This is a genomic window from Mycobacterium sp. 20KCMC460 (assembly GCF_022179425.1).
Taxonomy (GTDB): domain Bacteria; phylum Actinomycetota; class Actinomycetes; order Mycobacteriales; family Mycobacteriaceae; genus Mycobacterium; species Mycobacterium kiyosense.
The window spans coordinates 5844891-5862564 of sequence record NZ_AP025524.1 but is presented as its reverse complement, the minus strand read 5'-3'; the positions used below and the strand labels follow the sequence as shown (position 1 = coordinate 5862564).

The following is a 17674-nucleotide window of genomic DNA, read 5'->3' as shown; positions in this document are numbered from 1 at the left end:
CCGCAACGCCGGCAAGCGAACTGCCGCGCAGCGCTGCGACCGGCGAGATGGATCCGAACACTTGGTCTCCGGCAAACATGGCGTCAGGACCGCAGAAAGCACACAGCACAGGCTCCAGCGTGGGGTAGCCGCATGCGGGGCAGGCATTGGTGCTCACGGCGAGACCTCCTAGTGAACGTGCGTCGAACGCCCCTTCGATCTACCCGCGGTCACGGTCAGCTAAACGCCTTCATACCAACGGGTAAATGACGCTTCGGGACGTGTTAGGGCTGCACGAATTGGGGAATCCGTTGTCGCAGACGGGGCCGATCAGGCGCCCGCCAGGACAAGGAGATCCAAAATGATCGGAGCAATAATCCTCTCCCTCATCGTCGGCGCGGTGATTGGCGTGGTGGCGCGCCTCGTCATGCCCGGCAAACAGAACATCGGGATGATCATGACGGTGGTACTGGGCGCCCTCGGTGGTTTGGTCGGCTCGGCGGTGGCCGCGCAATTCGGCTACTCCAACGCCAACGGCGGCGTCGCCTGGGTGCCCTTCTTCGTCGGTATCGCGGTGGCGATCGTGTTCATCGCGATCTACGAAGCGGTCACCGGTCGCCGGCGCACCCGGTTGCCGCACTGATCGTCCCCCTCGAAACAAAGCCCGCCGCCGACGATCACCGTCGGCGGCGGCTTTATGCGGTGAACGCCCGACGAAATCTTCAAAGTCATTGCGGGCCAGCGTAACTCAGCCCAGAACGGCGGAACGAGCGTAACGCCGCTGAGAAAATTGAGGGGTATCTTCCAGCGGCGTTACGCCCGAGTCTGTGACGGATCAGCTCCGATAGGCCGGCAGGTTCTCCGCCAGTTCGTTGAACAGGGCCTGGTTGAGGTTGAACGCAATCTTGACCTCGTCGACGGCACGGTCGATCTGCTCGGCGTCGAGGTCCAGGCCGTCCAGGCGGGCGCGGTAGGCGTCCTTGTACGGCTTGGGACGCATCGGGAACTCGTAGAACGACAGGCCGGCGCCGTCCAGGCCGAAGGTGCGGTCCAGAATCTTGCCGATGGCCTGCCCGCCGGACAGGTCGCCGAGATAGCGGGTGTAGTGATGCGCCACCAGCGCGCCGCCCCAGGACGCTGCGGCGAGCCGGTCGCGGTAGGCGCGGGCGGCGGGGGAGTCCACCTGGTGCCCGGCGCCGGGTGCCCAGTACTCCAGGTCGGCATCTATTGCGGCCAGACGCTCCAATGCCGGGTCGTAGACGGCGGCCACCAGCGGGTCGTCACGGTGCGCCCGCACGGCTTCCTCGAGTGCCTGGTAGATCACCCGGAGCCGTAGCAGGTAGTCGGCGTAGCCCTGCCGGTTGACCCGACCGGACAGCAACTCAGACACGTAGGGCGAGTGTTCGGCGGCTTCGTGCTCGGCGGTCGAACCTTCTTTCATCGCCACGGAGAAGGGTCGCACGGCCTCGGCTGCGCTGAGTGACACGTTTACTCCCGGGTATTCGGCCTCTGCTCCAACAACTCTGACAACGTGTCAAAACGATACTGACAACGTGTCAGAAAAGATAGCACAGCCTGCGGCGGATGTCGTGCCCTAAGGTCGTGCCCCGAGCGCGCGCAGGATAAACCGCTCGATGGCTGCGACCGGCAATTCGCGCGGCGCAAGGCAGGCGTGCAACAACGACATGGTGGCGGCCTCGTCCTCGATCACGAACTGCCCGCTGGCCACGCCGTCGGCCAGGATCTCGCGCAGCACGTCCTCGATGGCCACCACGTGGTCGCGGATGGCGCGCATCGTGTCGTGTGACAGCGCGCCGTAGAGCTGCGGCCCGAGCCCCATGTGGAACTGCTCGCCGGCGCCGAGCTGATGCCGGATGTAGATCCGCAGCCGTTCCACCGGGTCGTCGACGTCGGCCAGGTCACCACGCAGCCCGTCGATGTAGCGGCTGGTCTCGTGCGACGCGAAGGCGACCACCACCGCTTCTTTGTCGGCGAAATGGTGGTAGATCGCGGTGCGGCCGATGTCGGCGGCCGCCGCCAGTTTGGCCATCGTGATGGCGTCGAAGCTCTGCTCGGCCATCAGGGTGGCGAACGCCTCGAATACTCGTCGCTGGACCTGCTCGCGGTGCTCCTCCACCGACGAGGCGCTGATCTTAGGCACACGCGACTCTAACGCCGACAACAGGTTTTAGTGGGCACCGATCGCCAGCAGGGCTATGTCGTCGTCGGGATGCAACTTGGGAACCAGGGTGACGAACCGGTCGATCAGGCTGGCGGCGCCCAGGCCGGCGTGTTCGACGGCGAACTCGGCCAGACTGGCCTCGTCGAACGGTGGACTGGCTTGGCGGGATTCGATGATGCCGTCGGTGTAGAACAGCAACGTCTGGCCCGCTCGCAGCCGAACCCGGCACGAGTTGAAGGTGGCTTTGGGTGTCATCCCGACCAGCATTCCTTCGGCGGAGCGGACTTGTGTCGCGCTGCCGTTGCCGGGGTTGAGCAGCAGCGCCGGAGGATGACCGCCGGTGGCGATGGTGACGTCGAAACCCTGGCCGTCGGGGTCGGGTTCTAAGTTCCCGAACAGTGCCGTGCAGAATCGCCGCGGGTCCAGCTCGCGGAGCAACGCCGTGTTGAGTTCGGCCAGCACGTCGGTGGGATCGGCGAAGTGCAGCGCAGTGGCGCGCAGCGTGTAGCGGATCAGCGACGTCGCCACGGCGGCTTCCGCGCCATGGCCCTCGACGTCGCCGATGAAGAACGCCCACCGGTTGTCACCGAGGGCGAAGACGTCGTAGAAGTCGCCGCCGACCTGCCGTGGCGATGCCGGATAGTAGTGCGCGGCCAGCTCGAGCCCGTCGATCTCCGGCAGTGAAGGTGGCAGCAGGGTCCGTTGCAGGACGTTCGCATACTGCGTGATCAGATCCCGTTCGTGCTCCGCGACGTCGCGGGTGTGCTGTGCGATGTCCCGAGTGCGGATCGCGTCGTCGCGGTCCAGCTGGGCATCGTCGCGTGCGCGACGGGCATCGTCGCGGTCCAGCTGTGCTGCGTCGCGGTCGTGCCGGGCGTCGTCGCGCGCGAATTCGGCCGCGTCCCGTTGCCGCCGCTCGGTGCGCAGGTCGTCCAGCGACGACAGCCGGCTATCCAGCTGAGCCATCACCAGGGCGGCGAGATCGCCGAGCAGACCCAGTTGTTCTTCGCTGGCGGCACCGGCCTCGGTGTCGAACACCGCCACGGCGCCGAGTCGATGGTTGTCGGCGGTCGTGATCGGTGCCTGCGCATAGAAGCGGATCCGGCGTTCTTGGACGAACACATTGCCGGCGGTACGCGGATCGGTGAGGGCGTCCTCGACCGAGGCCGCCTGACCGGCCACGCCAATGCTTGCTGCCAAGCCTTCGGCGCCGGCGGCCGGTGGGGCGCCTGCCAATCCGTGGGTGGCCAGAAAACAGCTGCGGTCTCCACCGACGACCGACACCAGCGCCATTGGCACACCGAAGAGTCGCGCCGCCAGCGCGGCGATTCGCCCGAGCACCGGGTCGGGCGATGTTTCGTGCAAGCGGTACCGCTCGAATGCCTGCACGCGGGCCGTCTCGGCGGCGGTCACGGCAAAACTATTTCTGGAAATGATGGCTCACTCCGCGCCGGAATCTGACAGAAAAAACCAACAGCCCGATGCGCCCGACTATAGTCCGAACGCCGCTTGTCAGGCCGTGGAACGAACTCCCAGCAGGGTTGCGGGCCTGCTCGGCGTCGAGCCGGCCGCCCAGATCGCCGGGGCTGTCCTGCAGCCGGCGCCGGACCGGATTCGCTGACGCCCGGTCGTGGCGTTCCGCGTCCGCGGCGCTCGCGACGGGACAATGACGTCCATGCGTCGTGCGTTGTCGGTCTTGCTGATCGCCTGGATGGTGGGTGCGGTCGCTGCGTGCGGTGCGCGTTGGCAGGTGGCCGGGCCGTCGGTCCGGCCGGTGGGTACCACGGTGGCGCTCAGTCCCAGCGTCCCCCCGGTGAGTGCCGACGCCGCCGCGGCGGGTTTCGTCGACGTGCGCAGCGTGGTTCCCGATGCCGTGATCGATCTGCGCTACGCCACAACCGACAATTTCACCCACACTCAGCTCTACCCCGCCGACGCGCGTTGTTTGGTGCACCAGTCGATGGCGCACGGACTGGAGTCCGCCGCCGCGGCGCTGCGACCGCAAGGGCAGTTCCTGGTCTTCTGGGACTGCTATCGGCCGCACGAGGTCCAGGTGAAGATGTATCAGGTGGTGCCGAATCCGGCCTGGGTGGCGCGCCCGGGCCCGTACGCGACCAGCCACGAGGCCGGGCGTTCGGTGGATGTGACCTTCACCAGCTCGCAGCAACCGTGTCCTACCGAACGCCGGGCGGGGTATTTCTGCCTGGCCGATATGGGCACGGATTTCGACGACTTCACCGACCGTGCAAAGGCTTTCGCCACCCAGGATGTCAGTGCCGCCGCCTACGCGAATCGGGCTCGGCTGCGTGAGGCGATGCAGTACGGCGGGCTGTCGGTGTACGCGGGGGAGTGGTGGCACTTCGACGGTCGCGGCGCCGGGGTGCAGCGCCCCATCCTGAACGTCCCGGTCGACTAAGCGTCTCATGATTCGAGACGAATAACCCAAAATGTGAGATAAGCGTTAGCCTGGGCGCATGACGGAGCAACCTCGGGCCACCTACACCCACGGTCATCATGAGTCCGTGTTGCGCAGCCACCGGCGGCGCACCGCCGAGGACTCCGCGGGGTACCTGTTGCCGCAGCTGCGGCCTGGCATCTCCCTGCTCGACATCGGTTGCGGCCCCGGCACCATCACCGCGGACTTCGCCGCCCGCATCGCGCCCGGCCTGGTGACGGCCGTCGAGCAGACCGACGATGCGCTCAGTCTTGCCCACGCCGAGGTGCGGTCGCGAGGTCTGACCAACGTCACGTTCCTGACCTCGGACGTGCATGCGCTCGACCTGCCCGACGGCGCCTTCGACGTCGTGCACGCCCATCAGGTGCTGCAGCATGTGGCCGACCCGGTGCAGGCGCTGCGCGAGATGAAGCGGGTGTGCGCACCGGGCGGAATCGTCGCCGCCAGGGACGCCGACTATGCCGGGTTCATCTGGTATCCGCGGCTTGCGCCACTGGATCGCTGGCGCGACCTTTACGAACAAGCCGGGCGGCACAACGGCGGCGAACCGGATGCCGGGCGGCACCTGCTGTCGTGGGCCCGTCGAGCCGGCTTCACCGACATCACCGCCGGTGCCAGCATGTGGTGTTACGCAACCGAGGACACCCGACAGTGGTGGGGCGGCATGTGGGCCGACCGGATCCTGCATTCGGATCTGGGAGGCCAACTGGCGGATTCCGGCCTGGCCACCGGCGCCGAGCTCGAGGAGATCTCGGCGGCATGGCGAGCGTGGGCCGCCGACCCGGACGGTTGGCTGGCCATCCCGCACGGCGAAATCCTCTGCCGCGCATGACGATACGTGATTACGTCAGGCGGAAACGATGGCGTTGCGGGTGAACTCGGCGGCTTGGTTGGCCATGCCGTTGTCGCGGTAAGTGCTGTGCGCGGCGCGGTCCCGGCCGCCCGGGGAGCACACCGGATCTCCGTCGGCGCACAGTTGCAGGGTCTTGGCGGCGTAGAGCGGACCGATGTTGATCGGCGGTGCGCTGTGATCGACGAAGTGCAGGAACGCGTCTGAGGGAGCCGCGAACAGCACCACCGCGGCCACGTTGGAGGCGACCGCGGGCGGCATCGGCCCGGTTATCCCGTCGGGCAGCGAAATACCGTCCGGAACGGAGTCGGCCGTCGTGTAGGCGGCGACGGCCGCACCTTGGGAATAGCCACCCAGCACAATCTTGGTCCTCGGGCAATTCGCCGCCGTGGCCTCAACCTTGGTGCTGGCATCGGCGACTCCGTCGACCGCCCTGCCGAAGTCCAGCGATGCCGGATAGTCGACGGGTTCGACTGCGACGTTCTTGCCTCCCAGTCGGGCGCTGAGGGCATCGACGAACGCCTGTCCGGTGGCCCCGATGCCGGGCGCCTCGAACGTCCCGCGCGCGAATACCACTTTGACATCCGGGCACCCGGGATCGGCGTTGGCCCGCGCGACGTCGCCCGGCACCGGCGTCAGCAGGGCCGCGACGGAAACGGAAGCCGCCGCCAGCCAACGAGCCGTCCGCTGAACCGACGGGGCGGGAGAACCGGTGCGGCGCACGCTAACTCTTTTCGTTTGAGAGGGTATGCAGGGAATTCGCCGAGTACGAACTCGTGGCGCCGCGATTTGTTCCGGGCCCACGCTGTGCAAGGCAACTCGGTGAGCTTAAAACACGGGTCGGGCCGGTGCAGCGCCGACGACCCCGGCCGAGCAGGCCGGCAATACGGGGCGCACGCAGTCATTTCGGCGGGTGACCGGTGGTGTTCAGATTGGGCCTCGACGCCCGTCGGCACGAGTAGGTGTGGCCATGTTCACAAGTCTTGTGGGCGATTTTCCCGCTTTGCCAGGTCGACTCTGGCGGCCAGGGCGTCCAGCGCGGCAGGGTCCAGTCGCGCCAAGAGGGCGTCCAGGTCGACTCGGGCGACGATGGCGTCCATATCCAGGCGGGCCAGCATCGCGTCGACGTCGAGCCGATCCACGATGGCCTGCATGTCGAGGCGGGCCAGCATGGCGTCGACGTCGAGCCGCTGCACGATGGTGTTGATGTCCAGCCGGGCAAGGAATGCGTCGAGGTCGATGCGCGCGACAATGCCGTTGATGTCCAACCGGGCGATGATCGCGTCCATGTTGATCCGCCGCACGAGTCTCTCCAGGCTCTTGCCGTCCCGCACGACGGTGTCGACGAGCCCGTGCAGGGCCCGTTCGGCTTCCCGTCGCTGCCGGCGCAACAGGTTCCCGACGATTGGCAGGCTCCCGTTGCGCACGCGATCGGACTCGTCAGCCACGAGGGGCAATTGTGTCAAAACCGGCGCCGGGTCGAAACCGGCGCCACGCGTCGATCCTGCGTCCAGGGCGCAAAAGTACGAGACCACCGCGCCCCCAGCGCAGAATCAACGCCGCAAAGGGTTCCCAAACCCGTCGCGGCGGGGCATTTCGCCAGGTCAACCTACTGGTATTGGCATTCTCTTTTTTTGCAAGTACGTTATTCACCGATGAATAACGCAGCCCAGACCCCATCGGGCATACCGCTCGCGCCGGTGTACGGCCCGGGGGACCGACACACCGAGCCGCCGCCGCCCGGCGAGTTCCCCTTCACCCGGGGCAATTTCGCGTCCGGATACCGGGGCAAGCTGTGGACCTTCCGGCAGTACTCCGGCTTCGGCACCGCCGAGGAGTCCAACCGGCGCTATCGCTATCTGCTCGACCAGGGCGGTACCGGCCTGTCGGTCGCGCTCGACTTGCCCACCCAATGCGGTTACGACTCCGACGATCCGGACTTCGGCGAGGAGGTCGGCCGGGTGGGTGTCGCGGTGGACACCCTGGCCGACTTCGAGATCCTGTTCGACGGCATCCCGTTGGACAAGCTGAGCACCAGCATGACGATCAACGGCACCGCGGCGATCCTGCTGGCGTTCTACGTCGCCGCTGCCGAGAAGAAGGGGATACCGCGCGCCAAGCTCACCGGGACCATCCAGAACGACATCCTCAAGGAATACGCCTCCCGCGGCACCTGGATCTGGCCGCCGGAACCGTCGCTGCGGCTGATCGCCGACACCATCGAGTTCTGCGCCGCCGAGGTGCCCCGGTTCAACGCCATCTCGGTGGCCGGCGCGCATTTCCGCGACGCCGGGGCCACCGCGGTGCAGGAGATGGCCTTCACGCTGGCCGACGGTGTCACCTACTGCGACACCGTGGTGGAACGCGGCCGGATGAGCATCGACGAGTTCGCACCGCAGATCTCGTTCTTCTTCTACACCCACGGCGACTTCTTCGAGGAGATCGCCAAATACCGTGCGGGACGGCGGCGTTGGGCCACGATCGTGCGGGAACGCTACGGGTCCAGCAAGGACAAGGCGTCGATGTTCCGGTTCGGCTGCGTGTGTGGCGGGGCGTCGCTGTACGGACCGCAGGCGCAGAACAACGTGGTGCGGGTGGCCTACGAGGCGATGGCGGCGGTGCTGGGCGGCGTGCAATCGATGTTCACCGCCGCTTGGGACGAGCCGTTCGCGCTGCCCTCCGAGGAGTCCACCACCCTGGCGCTGCGCACCCAGCAGGTGCTGGCGTATGAGACCGGGGTGACCCAGGTCGCCGACCCGCTGGGCGGCTCGTACTTCGTCGAGGCGCTCACCGACGCCACCGAGGCCCGCATCATCGAGATCATGGCCGACCTCGAGGCTCACGGCGGCATGGTCAGCGCGATCGAAGACGGCTATCTGCAGGGCCTGATCGCCGACGAGGCCTACCGCATGCACCAGGACATCGAGAGCGGCGCCAAGCCGGTGGTCGGGGTCAACCGGTTCGTCTCCGAGGAACCCGAACCCGACATCGCCACCTACGAACTCGACGCCGAGGGCCGCGATCTGCAGCTCAAGCGCCTGGCCAAGGTGAAGGCCGAAAGGGACAGCGGCGCAGTGCAATCCAGCCTGGCCGCGCTGGCCCGCAGCGCCGAGGGAGACGACAACCTGATGCACAAGTTGATCGACTGCGCCAACGCGTACTGCACGGTGGGCGAAATGGTCTCCACGCTCAAGGCGGTCTGGGGCGAATTCCAGCAGCCGGTGGTGTTCTGATGACCGCCCGCATCCTGGTGGCCAAGCCCGGTCTGGACGGACATGACCGCGGCGCCAAGATCGTCGCCCGCACCCTGCGCGACGCCGGCTTCGAGGTCATCTACACCGGCATCCGGCAGCGCATCGAGGACATCGCGTCGATCGCGGTCCAGGAGGACGTGGCCGTGGTCGGCCTGAGCATCCTGTCCGGTGCCCACCTGACCCTGACCGCGCGCACCATCGAGGCGCTGCGCGCCGCCGACGCCGGCGACATCGCCGTGGTGGTGGGTGGCACCATTCCGCACGCCGACGTCCCCAAGCTGCTGGAAGCCGGTGCGGCAGCGGTGTTTCCGACCGGCACGCCGCTGGATGCACTGGTGCGCGAGATCCGCCAACTGACCGGCACGGCCGAACCGGCACAGGAGGAACCGTGCGTATCGGAGTGATGATCGGCGCCGAGCGCGGCGACATGGCCCGCAAGGTGGCCAAGCTGGTCTCCGATATCGAGTGGGCCGAATCGGCGGGCCTGGACACGGCGTGGATGCCGCAGGTGCCCAACGACTTCGACTGCCTGACCATGGTGACTTTGATGGCCGCGCACAGCTCGCGCATCGAGCTGGGCACCGCAGTGGTTCCACTGCAGGTCCAACACCCGATTGCCCTTGCCCGCCAGGCACTTTCGACGCACGCGGTGGCCGACGGCCGGTTGGCGCTCGGTGTCGGGCCGTCGCACCACTGGATCATCCGGGACATGCTCGGCCTGCCGTACCAGAAGCCGGCCGCGTACACCCGCGACTATCTGCAGGTGCTCAATGCCGCTATCGCCGGGCCGGGACCCGTTGACGTCGAGAATGATTCGTTCACCGTGCACAACCCGCTGGCGATCGGAGCCGACACGCCGATGCCGGTGCTGGTCGCCGCATTGGGTCCGGTGATGCTGCAGCTGGCCGGCGAACTGGCCGACGGCACCGTGTTGTGGATGGCCGACGAACGCGCCATCGGCGAGCACATCGCGCCGAAGATCACCAAGGCCGCCGCGGACGCCGGCCGCCCGGCGCCGCGCATCGTCGCGGGTATCCCGGTATGCCTCTGTGCGCCTTCGCAAGTCGACGAGGCCAAAGAGCGGGCCAACCGTATCCTGGGCGAGGCCGAGGTGTCGCCCAACTATCAGCGGTTGCTCGAGCGTGGCGACGCCCGCGACGTCGGCGACCTGTGCGCGGCCGGTGACCCGGAACAGATCCTGGCGCGGATGCGACGTTTCGCCGACGCCGGTGTGACAGATCTGTCGGTGCGGTTGTTGCCGATCGGCGAGAACCGCGACGAACTCGTCGCGTCCAAGCGCCGGACCCGGGAGATGATCGCCGAACTCGCCAGGGAGCTGCGGTGACCGGAGCCGGGCCGCTGTCGGGGATACGCATCCTCGAGGTCGGCACCATGCTGGCGGGCCCGTACGCGACTATGCTGCTGGCCGACCTCGGTGCCGAGGTCACCAAGATCGAGCCGCCCGGCGGTGAGATATCCCGCAGCGTTGGCGCCACCTACTTCGCCAGCCTCAACCGCAACAAGTCCAGTATCGTACTGGACTTGAATTCCGATGCGGGACAACGGCGATTGGGCGAACTGGTGGCCGACTCGCACGCGCTGCTGGTCAATTTGAAGCCGTCGGCCATCCGCCGGCTGAGGTTGACCTACGACGAGTTGAAGCGGCACAACGAGCAGATCGTCTGCGTGGCGATCACCGGCTTCGGTCTGTACGGTGGCGACGACCCGGCGTTCGACTACGTGGTGCAGGCCGGCGTCGGCACCGCCGCCTTGACGGGTGACCCGGACGGTCCGCCCACCCTGCCCGGTTATTCATCGGCCGACAACTCCACCGGAATGACCGCGGCACTGGGGCTGTTGGCCAAGATCATCTCCGGCACCGGCGGCCAGGTCGATGTGTCGCTGCGCGACGTGATGCTGTCGCAGCTGAACTACCATGCCTCGGCCTATCTCAACAGCGGCATCGAACCGCAGCGCCGCCCGTACGGTGCTCACTCGTATTACGTTCCCGCGCAACTATTTCCGACCTCCGATGGCTATCTGGCGCTGTTCATCACGCACGACGGATTCTGGAAATCCTTCGCCGCCGAAGCCGGCATCGGAGGTTTCGAGACGATGGCCGAGCGGGTCGCCCGCCGCGACGAAGTACTCGCCGTCGTCACCGCGATGCTGGCCACCGACAGTGCCGTCGGGTGGGAACGACGACTGCGTCCGCTCGGTGTTCCGGCGGCCGCCGTGCGGACCCTGCCCGAGGCGCTGGAAGCCACTCCGGAAGTGGTGGTGCGAGCGGGCGAATTCCGGTTGGTCGGCAGCCCCATTCACGTCTCAGGGTACGAACCCGAGTACCGGCCGCCGCCGGAGTTGCCGCAAAGCTAAAGCGTCTCGAGCTGCTTTTCCCGGTAGCGCCGTGCCCACTCGGCCCGCGACCGGATCGACACGTCCACGTCGGTTGCCTTGGCGCGCAGCGCCTGAACCGTCGCCTGCTCGCGCGGGGTTCGGGCGAACGGGTCCCAGCCGAAGAACCGGCAGGCGTTGGCCCAGGTGATCTTGTTGATGTCGGCGTCGTCGGCACCGGCCGCGTTCAGCTCGGCCAGCACCTGCTCCGGGGCGTCCGGCCAGAAGCAGTCCGAGTGGGGATAGTCGCACTCCCAGGCGATGATGTCGATGCCGATCTCGTGGCGCAGCTTCAGCGACGTCTTGTCGGTGACGTAGCAGGCCAGCGAGTGCTCCCGGAAGACGTCGCTGGGCAGCTTGTCCCCGAAGTCGCGGCGCAACCATTTCTGGTTGGTGTAATGGCGGTCGCTGCGGTCCAGGTAGAACGGGATCCAGCCGATACCGCCTTCGGAGAAGGCGAATTTCAGGTCCGGATAGTTGCGCATGGCGGGGCCCCACAACAGGTCCTGGGCGCACATCGCCGAGACCTGGGTGGCCAGGATGATCAGGTTGTCGATCGGCGCGTTGGGCGCCATGCTGATCGCGCCGAACCCGGTGCCGATGTGCAGGCACATCACCACGTTCTGCTCGGACAGGGTGCGGAACACGGGTCCCCAGTAGTCCTCGTCGTGATAGCTCGGAAGTCCTTCCAGATGCGGCAATTCCGGCATGGTGACCGCTCGGCAGCCCTTGGCGGCCACCCGGCGGATCTCGGCGCACATCCCCTCGGGCGTCCAGGTGGGCAGGATCGCGATCGGGATGAACCGGTCGGGATAGGACCCGGCCCACTCGTCGATGTGCCAGTCGTTGTAGGCCGACACCATCACCAGGGTGACGTCCTCGCGCGTCATGTTGAGGTGCCGGGCCGAGAATCCGGTGAAGGTCGGGAAGCACATCGACGCGAGGATTCCGTTGCGGTTCATGTCCCGGACGCGTTCGTGGACGTCGTAGACACCGGGGCGCATCTCGGCGAAACCGGCTGGGTCGCGGCCCCATTCCTCGGCCGGCCAGGACACCACCGCGTTCAGTCCGCTCACCCCTTGCGGCCTGCCCTGGTACATCCACTGGTCCACACCCTTGTCGTCGGTGACGACGATCGGGGCTTCGTCTCGATATTTGGCGGGCACGTGCCGCCGGAACATGTCCGGCGGTTCGACCACGTGGTCGTCGATGCTCACCAGAATCAGGTCGTCATCCTTCATCGAGCAGTCCTTTCCGCGCAGCGGCCCGAGCTGACCCGGTCAGCCGTGGTGCTCCGTGATGGTCTCCAGCAGCCGCGGAATCGGCGGCGGATCGAGTTGCAGCGCACTGGACATGGTCAGCTTTGCGCCGCTCATACCGCGCAGCACGGCCTCGAGGTCGTCGCCCTCGATCTCGTAGAGGGCGATGTAAGGACCTTCGCCGTTGACCGGCCGCAACCGGCGTGCCGAGACGATGCCGTCGAGTGCGACGAGTTCGCCCAGGTGGACCTCGTCGTACCAGGTGTTGTATTCCTGCTCGCGGTCCGGCGAACTGGGGTACGTCTCGACGTAGATGATGCCTTTTGCCATCGTCGCCTCCTGGTTACTCGTACAGCACGGTGATCGGTGCCGCGTCCGGTACGGCCTGGCAGGTCAGAATGTAACCGTCCTCGACCTCGTCGTCGTCGAGGGCGTCGTTGGTCCGCATCGTCGCGGTGCCTTCGGTCAGCCTGGCCATGCAGGTGCCGCAGTTGCCGGCCTCGCAGTTGAACGGTGGTTCCAGCCCGGCGCGGCGCGCGCTCTCCAGCAGTGTTTCGCCGGGAACCAGCGGCACCGTGACTTTCTTACGGTCGAGATGAATCGTTACCGTGCCCAGCTCCGTCATGACCGCCTATCTACCACCGGGTCGCCACCATTGCTGCGTACTTTGCGTTCTTCAGTATAGAGAATACTATTCTCACCTAGCGATAGTATCTTCTCTCAGGCAGCTAGGAGGGCGGGACGTGACCGAGCCGGCCGCGCTCGTGTTCGAGGAGCAGCAATTCAGCCTGCCTGAACTCGACGCGCTGACCGGTGGGCTGGCCGCCGCTTTACGCAAACGGGGGGTAGGTCCAGGCCACCGGGTGGCGGTCATGTCGTCCAACCGGCCCGAGTTCGTCGCCGCCGTGCTGGCGATCTGGCGCCTCGGTGCGGCGGCGGTACTGGTCAGCCCGGCCTGGAAGCGCACTGAGGTCGAGCACGCCGTCGCGCTCACCGGACCCACCGACGCCGTGGGGGACCACCCGGTCCTGGCCGGACTGATGCCGATGCTGCACCTGGACGAACCGATCGACCCCGGTGACACCGCCGGCGCCGTGCCGCCCGGCGGCGACGCGGTGCTGGTGTTCAGCTCCGGCACCACCGGCTTGCCGAAGGCCGTGCGGCACACGCACGCGTCGCTGGATGCGGCCGTGCGGCACTGGCGCGACGCGCTCGGGTTGAGCTACCGAGACCGCATCCAGGTCGCCACCCCGCCGTCGCACATCCTCGGTCTGCTGAACATCCTGACCGCGTTGCGCACCGGCATCTGGGTGCGGTTGCACCGCCGCTTCGATGTCGACCGGATGCTGCGGCACATCGAAACAGACCGCATCACAGTCGAAATGGCCGTGGCGCCGATCGCGCTGGCCATCGCCTCGCACCCCGGCCTGGAGTCCTACGACCTCTCGTCGTTGCGGTATTTCATGTGGGGTGCGACGCCGGTGACCGCCACCGTCGCCGAGACGGTCACCCGGCGCACCGGCGTTCGGTGGGTTCCGGCGTACGGCACCACCGAGTTGCCGGTGATCGCGTGCAACCCGATCGAGGCGCCCCGGCTGGACTCGGTCGGCCGCGCGGTGTCCGGGGTGCAGGTGCGGGTGGTGTCGCTGCAGACGGGTGAGCCGGTCGGGCCCGGCGAGGTCGGCGAGATCCAGGCGCGGTCGGACTCCCTGATGGCCGGCTACCTGCCGGTCGAGGCGACCGCCGAGGTGTTGCACGACGGTTGGTACCGAACCGGGGACGTCGGCCACCTCGACGGCGACGGTTGGTTGCGCATCACCGACCGCCTCAAGGAGATGGTCAAGGTGCGCGGCTTCCAGGTCGCGCCCGCCGAGATCGAGACGGTGCTGCACGGCCATCCGGCGGTGCGGGACTGCGCTGTTTTCGGCGTTCCCGACGGTGTCAACGGCGAGGCGGTGGTGGCCGCCATCGCCAGGCAGGGCACGCAAGCCGCGTTCGACGACACCGAACTCGCCGCGGAACTCAGTGCGCGGGTGGACGCGAAGCTGGCGTCCTACAAAAGGCTGAGCCGGGTGGTGTTCGTGCCCGATATTCCCCGCCTGCCCTCGGGCAAGGTGTTACGCAGAGTGCTCAAGGAGAGCTATGGATGTACGTCTGACGGCTGAACAGCAGCAATTGCGCGACGCCGCCGCGAAGCTGGCCGACGACCTCGGGCCGGGCGCGGTGGGAGACCTGGCCGACCAGAGCCGAATCGCCCGGCTGGACAAGCAGATCGAGTTGACCGGATGGCGGTCGCTGCGCTCGGATGACGCCTCGGGCGTCGAAGTTGCCATCGTCGCAGAGGAATTCGGACGCCGGCTCGTCGACGCCCCGTTCCTGGGCCCGGTGCTGGCCGACGACCTGACCCGCCATCTCGACTCGGGCGCCGGCCAGGCCACCGTGGCCGTCGACGATCGCGCCATCGACGCCCGCGGTTACCAACGCGCCGTTACGCTTTCGGGCACCACGGTCCTGGCCTGCGACCTCGGTGCGGACGCCGACGGCGCCGACCTGACCCGGTCCTGCGTCGGGCTCACCGGGTCGCCGACGCCGCTGGGCGAGGTGTCCGCCGAAGCCGCCGAGCGGTGGCGAGCGCTGGCGCTGGTCGCCACGGCCGCCGACCTGGTCGGTGCCGCGCGCGGAGCACACGCCGTCGCCTGCGACTACGCGAAGATCCGCGAGCAGTACGGCAAACCGATCGGGTCGTATCAGGCGATCGCCCACCTGCTGGCCGAATCCCTGGCGCTCATCGAGGGTTCGGTGAGCGTGCTGCGCCACGCCGCGTGGGCCGTCGACGAACTGGAACCAACCGAGGCCGTCCAGGCCGCGCGGGTGGCCAAGGTCTACTGTGCCCGCGCCGCCAGAACCGTGTGCGAGACCGCCATCCAAGTGCACGGCGGGATCGGCAACACCTGGGAATGCCTGGTGCACGTGTACCTGCGCCGGGCCCTGACGTCGACCGAGCTGTGGCCGGTCACTTTGAGGGAGGTCGGCCGTGGACTTTCGTGACTCACCGCAGGAGGCGGAGTTCCGGGAACGGCTGCGGTCGTGGCTTGCCTTGCACGCCAAGGAGTTCGGCGGCTCCGGTGACGAGTACTGGGCGCGCCAGGCGGACTGGCATCGGGCCCTCTACCAGGAGGGGTTCTTCGGTTTGTCGTGGCCGCGGGAGTACGGCGGTTGGGAGCTGCCGCCGGTCTACGACGTCATCGTCGACGAGGAGATCGCGCGCGCCGGTGCCCCGCCGCGGCCCAGCGTCGGCTACCTGGTGATCGGCATCGGCCGGCACGGCAGCGACGAACTGCGGCAACGGTTCCTGCCGGGCATCATCAACGGCACCGAACGCTGGTGTCAGGGCTTCAGCGAGCCGGGCGCGGGATCGGACCTGGCGTCGCTGACCACCACCGCCACCCTCAGGCCGGACGGCGACGAGTACGTGATCCACGGCCACAAGATCTGGACCAGCTACTCCGACGTCGCCGACTGGTGCCTGCTGCTGGCGCGCACCGACCCGGTCGCCAAGCGGCACCGCGGCATCTCCGCGTTCGTCATCTCGATGAAACAGGATGGGGTGCAACAACGGCCGTTGCAGATGATCAACGGCGTCACCAACGAATTCGGGCAGGTGAGTTTCGACGGCGCCCGGGTGCCCGCGGATCGGATGGTGGGCGCCCCCGGCGACGGCTGGGCGGTCGCGATGACCGTCGTCGGGCACGAGCGTGAACCGTCCACGCTGGGCTACGCCGCGCGATACAACAAACTGGTGGCGCAGCTGGTGGACCGTAGCCAAGGGGAAGTGGACGACGATGTGGCGTGGGCGGCGGTGCAGGCGCAGATGCTGACCCACCACGTGCGCCGGCGGCTGTCCGAACAACTCGACGGTGTGTCGCACGGCCCGGAAGGTTCGCTGGACAAGTTGTTGATGACCTGGGTGGAACAGTCCGTCGGGCACGCCGCGCTGGCCGTCGGCGGCACCCGCGACCCGGACCTGCTCAGCGCCTACCTCTACAGCCGCGCGCAAAGCGTCATGGGCGGCACGTCACAGATACAGAAGAACATCATCGCCTCACGAATCCTGGGATTGGGAGTCTGAAATGTACGACATGCCAAGCGAAATCGACGTCCGCGCCGACGGGCCGCTGCGGATCATCACGCTCAACCGGCCCGACGACCTCAACGCGGTCAACGACAACCTGCACGTCGGCCTGGCGCGGCTGTGGCAGCGGCTCACCGACGATGCGTCGGCGCGCGCGGCGGTGTTGACCGGCGCCGGGAAGGCATTCTCCGCCGGCGGTGACTTCGCGTACCTGGCCGAACTCGCCGAGGACGCCGACCTGCGCGCCAAGACCATCCGGGACGGCCGCGAAATCGTGCTGGGCATGGCCCGCTGCCGAATCCCGGTGGTGGCGGCGGTCAACGGCCCCGCGGTCGGGTTGGGCTGCAGCCTGGTGGCACTCAGCGACATCGTCTACATCGCGCCGCACGCCTTTCTGGCCGACCCGCACGTGCAGGTGGGACTGGTGGCCGCCGACGGCGGCCCGCTGACCTGGCCGCTGCACATCAGCCTGTTGCTGGCCAAGGAATATGCGTTGACCGGCACCAGGATTCGCGCCGAGCGGGCAGTCGAGCTCGGCCTGGCCAACCATGTCGCCGACGATCCGGTCGCCGAGGCGGTGGCCTGCGCAGAGCGCATCCTGAAGTTGCCGCAGCAGGCGGTGGAAAGCACCAAGCGGGTGCTCAACATCCATTTGGAGCGCGCGGTGCTCGCCAGCATCGACTACGCGCTATCTGCGGAGCATCAGTCCTTCGTCACCGAAGACTTCCGCTCGATCGTCACCAAACTCAACGCGACTAAAAACTAGCGCGCCACCACACGACGATGGGGCCGCCCACACCGGGACGGCCCCACCGCACGCGCGAGTTACTTAGCCGACTTGGTCTTCTGCCGGGCCTCGGCCGCGCTCGCGGCCGCCCGCGCCGACTCGGCTTGGGCTTCCTTCTTCGCGACGTCGCGCTGGGCCTGCGCCTTGTCCTGCTGCGCCCGGCCTTCGTTGCGAAGGTTCTCGTTGTTGATCACGATGCCGGCGATTTCCTTGGACTTGCCGATAACGTCTTCGACGATGCCCTTGACGGCCGCCACCGGGCCACTGTCGCGGTTACTCACTGCTGCGCTCCCTTCGCTTGACTGGTTTGATTCCGTGGAATCACGTCTAGCCGGCGCATACCCCGCGCGGGGTCGAGCGACCACCTGATTATGGGATCAAT

At 67.4% G+C, this 17674-nt stretch carries 20 protein-coding genes; 11 read left to right on the top strand and 9 right to left on the bottom strand.

The features are described from left to right. Positions 1 to 340: 340 nt before the first annotated feature. The gene (locus MKCMC460_RS26980; RefSeq protein WP_236978163.1) at positions 341 to 622 is read left to right on the top strand and encodes a GlsB/YeaQ/YmgE family stress response membrane protein; all 282 of its coding nucleotides are present in this window, start codon (positions 341 to 343) and stop codon (positions 620 to 622) included. 192 nt (positions 623 to 814) lie between these two features. On the opposite strand, the gene MKCMC460_RS26975 is transcribed toward MKCMC460_RS26980, so the two are convergent. From MKCMC460_RS26975 to MKCMC460_RS26965, 3 genes are all read right to left on the bottom strand, one after another. Then, positions 815 to 1465: a heme oxygenase (biliverdin-producing) gene (locus MKCMC460_RS26975; RefSeq protein ID WP_236978161.1), complete on the bottom strand. Its 651-nt coding sequence runs from the start codon at positions 1463 to 1465 to the stop codon at positions 815 to 817. Between the two features lie 108 nt (positions 1466 to 1573). After that, the gene (locus tag MKCMC460_RS26970; protein ID WP_236978160.1) at positions 1574 to 2140 is read right to left on the bottom strand and encodes a TetR/AcrR family transcriptional regulator; all 567 of its coding nucleotides are present in this window, start codon (positions 2138 to 2140) and stop codon (positions 1574 to 1576) included. A gap of 27 nt (positions 2141 to 2167) precedes the next feature. Next, a complete protein-coding gene (locus tag MKCMC460_RS26965) occupies positions 2168 to 3574 on the bottom strand; it encodes a PP2C family protein-serine/threonine phosphatase (RefSeq protein ID WP_236978159.1) in 1407 nt (468 codons plus the stop codon). Positions 3575 to 3872: 298 nt separating this feature from the next. On the opposite strand from MKCMC460_RS26965, the gene MKCMC460_RS26960 reads away from it, so the two are divergent. Together MKCMC460_RS26960 and MKCMC460_RS26955 are read left to right on the top strand one after the other, a co-directional pair. Then, entirely contained in the window at positions 3873 to 4577 is a 705-nt protein-coding gene (locus tag MKCMC460_RS26960) for a M15 family metallopeptidase (RefSeq protein ID WP_238306052.1), read from the top strand. A 58-nt stretch (positions 4578 to 4635) separates the two neighbouring features. Continuing rightward, positions 4636 to 5448, top strand: a complete 813-nt coding sequence (locus tag MKCMC460_RS26955) for a class I SAM-dependent methyltransferase (RefSeq protein WP_236978158.1) — start codon at positions 4636 to 4638, stop codon at positions 5446 to 5448. Between the two features lie 15 nt (positions 5449 to 5463). Here the strand turns inward: MKCMC460_RS26955 and MKCMC460_RS26950 are convergent, their stop codons facing one another. After that, the gene (locus MKCMC460_RS26950) at positions 5464 to 6189 is read right to left on the bottom strand and encodes a cutinase family protein (RefSeq protein ID WP_370653037.1); all 726 of its coding nucleotides are present in this window, start codon (positions 6187 to 6189) and stop codon (positions 5464 to 5466) included. A gap of 251 nt (positions 6190 to 6440) precedes the next feature. Further along, complete coding sequence (locus tag MKCMC460_RS26945) at positions 6441 to 6914, bottom strand: hypothetical protein (protein WP_236978157.1); 474 nt, start codon at positions 6912 to 6914, stop codon at positions 6441 to 6443. A 207-nt stretch (positions 6915 to 7121) separates the two neighbouring features. Between MKCMC460_RS26945 and MKCMC460_RS26940 the strand changes: the two genes are divergently transcribed. The 4 genes from MKCMC460_RS26940 to MKCMC460_RS26925 are packed head-to-tail and all read left to right on the top strand — an operon-like array spanning position 7122 to position 11096. Further along, positions 7122 to 8699, top strand: a complete 1578-nt coding sequence (locus MKCMC460_RS26940; protein WP_236978156.1) for a methylmalonyl-CoA mutase family protein — start codon at positions 7122 to 7124, stop codon at positions 8697 to 8699. After that, the gene (locus MKCMC460_RS26935; RefSeq protein ID WP_236978155.1) at positions 8699 to 9124 is read left to right on the top strand and encodes a cobalamin B12-binding domain-containing protein; all 426 of its coding nucleotides are present in this window, start codon (positions 8699 to 8701) and stop codon (positions 9122 to 9124) included. Before MKCMC460_RS26940 ends, MKCMC460_RS26935 begins: the two co-directional genes overlap by 1 nt. Then, positions 9109 to 10065, top strand: coding sequence for an LLM class F420-dependent oxidoreductase (locus MKCMC460_RS26930; RefSeq protein ID WP_236978153.1), 957 nt, complete (start codon positions 9109 to 9111; stop codon positions 10063 to 10065). Before MKCMC460_RS26935 ends, MKCMC460_RS26930 begins: the two co-directional genes overlap by 16 nt. After that, positions 10062 to 11096, top strand: a complete 1035-nt coding sequence (locus MKCMC460_RS26925) for a CaiB/BaiF CoA-transferase family protein (protein ID WP_255731035.1) — start codon at positions 10062 to 10064, stop codon at positions 11094 to 11096. Before MKCMC460_RS26930 ends, MKCMC460_RS26925 begins: the two co-directional genes overlap by 4 nt. Here the strand turns inward: MKCMC460_RS26925 and MKCMC460_RS26920 are convergent. Genes MKCMC460_RS26920 through MKCMC460_RS26910 form a run of 3 tightly spaced genes read right to left on the bottom strand, consistent with a single transcriptional unit; the run spans position 11093 to position 12998 of the window. Continuing rightward, positions 11093 to 12355, bottom strand: coding sequence for an amidohydrolase family protein (locus tag MKCMC460_RS26920; protein ID WP_236978152.1), 1263 nt, complete (start codon positions 12353 to 12355; stop codon positions 11093 to 11095). The two genes, MKCMC460_RS26925 and MKCMC460_RS26920, sit on opposite strands and share 4 nt — an antisense overlap. A 39-nt stretch (positions 12356 to 12394) precedes the next feature. Continuing rightward, complete coding sequence (locus MKCMC460_RS26915) at positions 12395 to 12703, bottom strand: DUF4286 family protein (protein ID WP_236978151.1); 309 nt, start codon at positions 12701 to 12703, stop codon at positions 12395 to 12397. A 13-nt stretch (positions 12704 to 12716) separates the two neighbouring features. Further along, positions 12717 to 12998, bottom strand: coding sequence for a 2Fe-2S iron-sulfur cluster binding domain-containing protein (locus MKCMC460_RS26910; protein ID WP_236978150.1), 282 nt, complete (start codon positions 12996 to 12998; stop codon positions 12717 to 12719). Positions 12999 to 13116: 118 nt separating this feature from the next. On the opposite strand from MKCMC460_RS26910, the gene MKCMC460_RS26905 reads away from it, so the two are divergent. Genes MKCMC460_RS26905 through MKCMC460_RS26890 form a run of 4 tightly spaced genes read left to right on the top strand, consistent with a single transcriptional unit; the run spans position 13117 to position 17271 of the window. Continuing rightward, a complete protein-coding gene (locus tag MKCMC460_RS26905; RefSeq protein ID WP_236978149.1) occupies positions 13117 to 14538 on the top strand; it encodes a class I adenylate-forming enzyme family protein in 1422 nt (473 codons plus the stop codon). After that, entirely contained in the window at positions 14516 to 15421 is a 906-nt protein-coding gene (locus MKCMC460_RS26900; protein WP_236978148.1) for an acyl-CoA dehydrogenase family protein, read from the top strand. Before MKCMC460_RS26905 ends, MKCMC460_RS26900 begins: the two co-directional genes overlap by 23 nt. After that, positions 15408 to 16502, top strand: coding sequence for an acyl-CoA dehydrogenase family protein (locus tag MKCMC460_RS26895; protein WP_236978147.1), 1095 nt, complete (start codon positions 15408 to 15410; stop codon positions 16500 to 16502). The genes MKCMC460_RS26900 and MKCMC460_RS26895 overlap by 14 nt, the downstream gene beginning before the upstream one ends. 1 nt (position 16503) lies before the next feature. Further along, complete coding sequence (locus MKCMC460_RS26890) at positions 16504 to 17271, top strand: enoyl-CoA hydratase/isomerase family protein (protein ID WP_236978145.1); 768 nt, start codon at positions 16504 to 16506, stop codon at positions 17269 to 17271. A gap of 59 nt (positions 17272 to 17330) precedes the next feature. On the opposite strand, the gene MKCMC460_RS26885 is transcribed toward MKCMC460_RS26890, so the two are convergent. Next, positions 17331 to 17573: a CsbD family protein gene (locus MKCMC460_RS26885; protein ID WP_236978143.1), complete on the bottom strand. Its 243-nt coding sequence runs from the start codon at positions 17571 to 17573 to the stop codon at positions 17331 to 17333. Positions 17574 to 17674: the final 101 nt, after the last annotated feature.